The sequence below is a fragment of the Acinetobacter sp. ANC 3929 genome (genome assembly GCF_000369405.1).
Lineage (GTDB): Bacteria > Pseudomonadota > Gammaproteobacteria > Pseudomonadales > Moraxellaceae > Acinetobacter.
Genome location: NZ_KB849998.1, coordinates 175,498 through 178,589, shown reverse-complemented (window position 1 = coordinate 178,589; position 3,092 = coordinate 175,498). Strand labels below are relative to the sequence as shown.

General features: G+C 46.5%; 1 pseudogene. It reads left to right on the top strand.

Going from position 1 to position 3,092, the window contains the following annotated elements:
- Window positions 1–212: 212 nt before the first annotated feature.
- Window positions 213–3,092 (top strand): annotated as a pseudogene (locus tag F909_RS0120170) (hypothetical protein); the annotation flags it as partial.

Here is a 3,092-nt window from a genome sequence, read left to right as displayed (position 1 = left end):
TAACTGATAAAGGCTTTGGCTTAACCGCGCAAGATGGCACCACCATTCAGAAGAAACTGGGTGAAGCAGTTGATGTTGTGGGCGCAGATGAGAACATCAGCACCAAGGTCCAAGACGGAAAAGTAGCAATTGAACTTGCCAAAGACCTGAATGTGAACAGTGTTAAGGCAGGTGATACCACCATCAACAATGATGGTCTAACTATTGTCAATGGTCCAAGTATCACCAAGTCTGGCATTGATGCGGGCAATCAAAAAATTAGCAATGTCGCTGATGGTGAAGTTACTGCTGGTTCTAAAGATGCAGTCAATGGTGGCCAACTCAATGACAGTGTCGATTCAGCGGGCAATATCCTTGGTGGAGGTGTAACGAATGAAGGCGGTAAGCTAAATGGTCCATTTACAGTCAATGACCAAGGCTATGACACTGTAGCTGATGCAATTAAAGGTGAGTCAGCTAAAGCAAAAACAGAAGTTGAAGCAGGTAAAAACGTCACCATTGAAAGCAGAACTGGTGCAGATGGGCAAACCATCTACCAAGTTGCGACCGCAGATGATGTTGAGTTTAACAACGTTAAAGTTGGCGAGGTTACGATTGATGGGACAACAGGCAAGATCAGTGGTGTTGCAGCGGGTGATGTAAATCCAGATTCAACTGATGCAATCAACGGCAGTCAATTAGCGAAGAATGCGCAAAGTGTTTCTGATGCACTTGGCGGTGGCTCAACGGTAAATCCAGACGGCACAGTAACAGCACCAAATTACACAGTGAATGGTGCTGACGTAAACAATGTCGGTGATGCGATTACAGCCTTAGATAAAGGTTGGACACTACAAAGCAATGGAGAAAATGCTGGCGCAGTGAAAGCAGGAGATACGGTTGATATTGGTACAGCGGATGGTGAAGAAAACTTAAAAGTCGCGAAAGAAGGCAACGACATCAAGTACAGCCTGAACCGCGACTTGAAAGTGGATAGTGTCACAGCAGGTGATACCGTGATCAACAATGATGGCATGACCATTGTTGGTGGTCCAAGCGTAACTAAGTCTGGTATTGATGCTGGCAGCAAGAAAATCACGGGTGTTGCACCCGGTACGGTAAGTGCTGACTCAAAAGATGCGATCAATGGCAGCCAGTTACATGCTCAAGGTGAAGGCGTGAAGAACATTATCGGTGGTGACACTGCTTATGATCCAAACACGGGCAAATATACCAACCCTGATATTGGTGGTACAGGCAAAGACAATATCAATGATGCAATTAGTAGTCTTGGTCAAGCAGCAAAAGAAGCGAAGACCACAGTAACCGAAGGTGACAACATTGTTGTGACCGAGTCTAAAAATGCCGATGGCAGCACCAACTATGAAGTTGCGACAGCGAAAGACGTAACCTTTGACTCGGTGAAAGTCGGTGATGTTACGATTGATAGTGCAACAGGCAAGATCACAGGTGTAGCCGATGGCGACATCAGCCCTGATTCGAAAGATGCCATTAATGGTAGTCAATTGGCGAAGAATGCGCAAAGCGTCTCCGATGCATTAGGTGGTGGTTCAACTGTGAATCCAGATGGTACGGTCAGCAAACCGAACTACACGGTAAATGGTGATAGCTTGAACAATGTTGGAGATGCAATCACCGCATTAGATAAAGGCTGGACACTACAAAGCAATGGTGCGAATGCAGGTGCGGTGAAAGCAGGTGATACGGTTGATATCGGTACAGCGGATGGCGAAGAAAACTTACAAGTGGCGAAAGAAGGCAATGACATCAAGTACAGCCTGAACCGCGACTTGAAAGTGGATAGCGTCACTGCAGGTGATACCGTAATCAACAATGATGGTATGAGCATTGTTGGTGGTCCAAGCGTAACTAAGTCTGGTATTGATGCTGCAGGAAACAAGATCAGTAATGTGGCAGCAGGTACAGCAGGTACAGATGCTGTGAACAAAGACCAGTTAGACAATGCAGCAGCAGCATCGAAAACTGAAGTCACCGAGGGTAAGAACATTACCGTGACCAAGACCACAGGGGATGATGGACAAGACATTTACAATGTTGCAACCGCAGACGACGTTGAGTTTAACAATGTCAAAGTGGGTGACGTCAGCATTGATGGCACGACAGGCAAGATCAGTGGTGTCACAGATGGAACGATTGCAGCAGGTTCTAAGGAGGCCGTGAATGGCGGTCAATTACATGGTGTTGCGGACAGCGTGAAGAATTCTATTGGTGGTGAAACAACATTGAATCCAGATGGAACAGTGACTACCAGCAATGTGGGTAATACAGGCAAGAATAACATTCACGATGCAATTGATTCCGTTCGAGGTCAGGCAGCGGCAGCGAAAACTGAAGTCACCGAGGGTAAGAACATTACCGTGACTAAGACCACAGGGGATGATGGACAAGACATTTACAATGTTGCAACCGCAGACGACGTTGAGTTTAATAATGTCAAAGTGGGTGACGTCAGCATTGATGGCACGACTGGTAAGATTAGCGGTGTCACAGATGGAACGATTGCAGCAGGTTCTAAAGAGGCCGTGAATGGCGGTCAATTACATGGTGTTGCGGACAGTGTGAAGAACGCAATTGGTGGAGAAACGGTGTTAAATCCAAATGGATCAATCACCACCACTAATGTTGGAAACACAGGTCAAAACAACATTCATGATGCGATCGACTCAGTCCGCGGTGCAGCCGTTGCAGCAAAAACCACAGTAACCGAAGGTGACAACATTGTTGTAACCGAGTCTAAAAATGCCGATGGCAGTACCAACTACGATGTTGCGACAGCGAAAGATGTGAACTTTGACTCGGTGAAAGTCGGTGATGTTACGATTGATAGTGCAACAGGCAAGATCACAGGTGTAGCCGATGGCGACATCAACCCGGATTCGAAAGATGCCATTAATGGTAGTCAATTGGCGAAGAATGCGCAAAGCGTCTCCGATGCATTAGGTGGCGGTTCAACTGTGAATCCAGATGGTACGGTCAGCAAGCCGAACTACACGGTAAATGGCGATAGCTTGAACAATGTTGGAGATGCAATCACCGCATTAGATAAAGGCTGGACACTACAAAGCAATGGT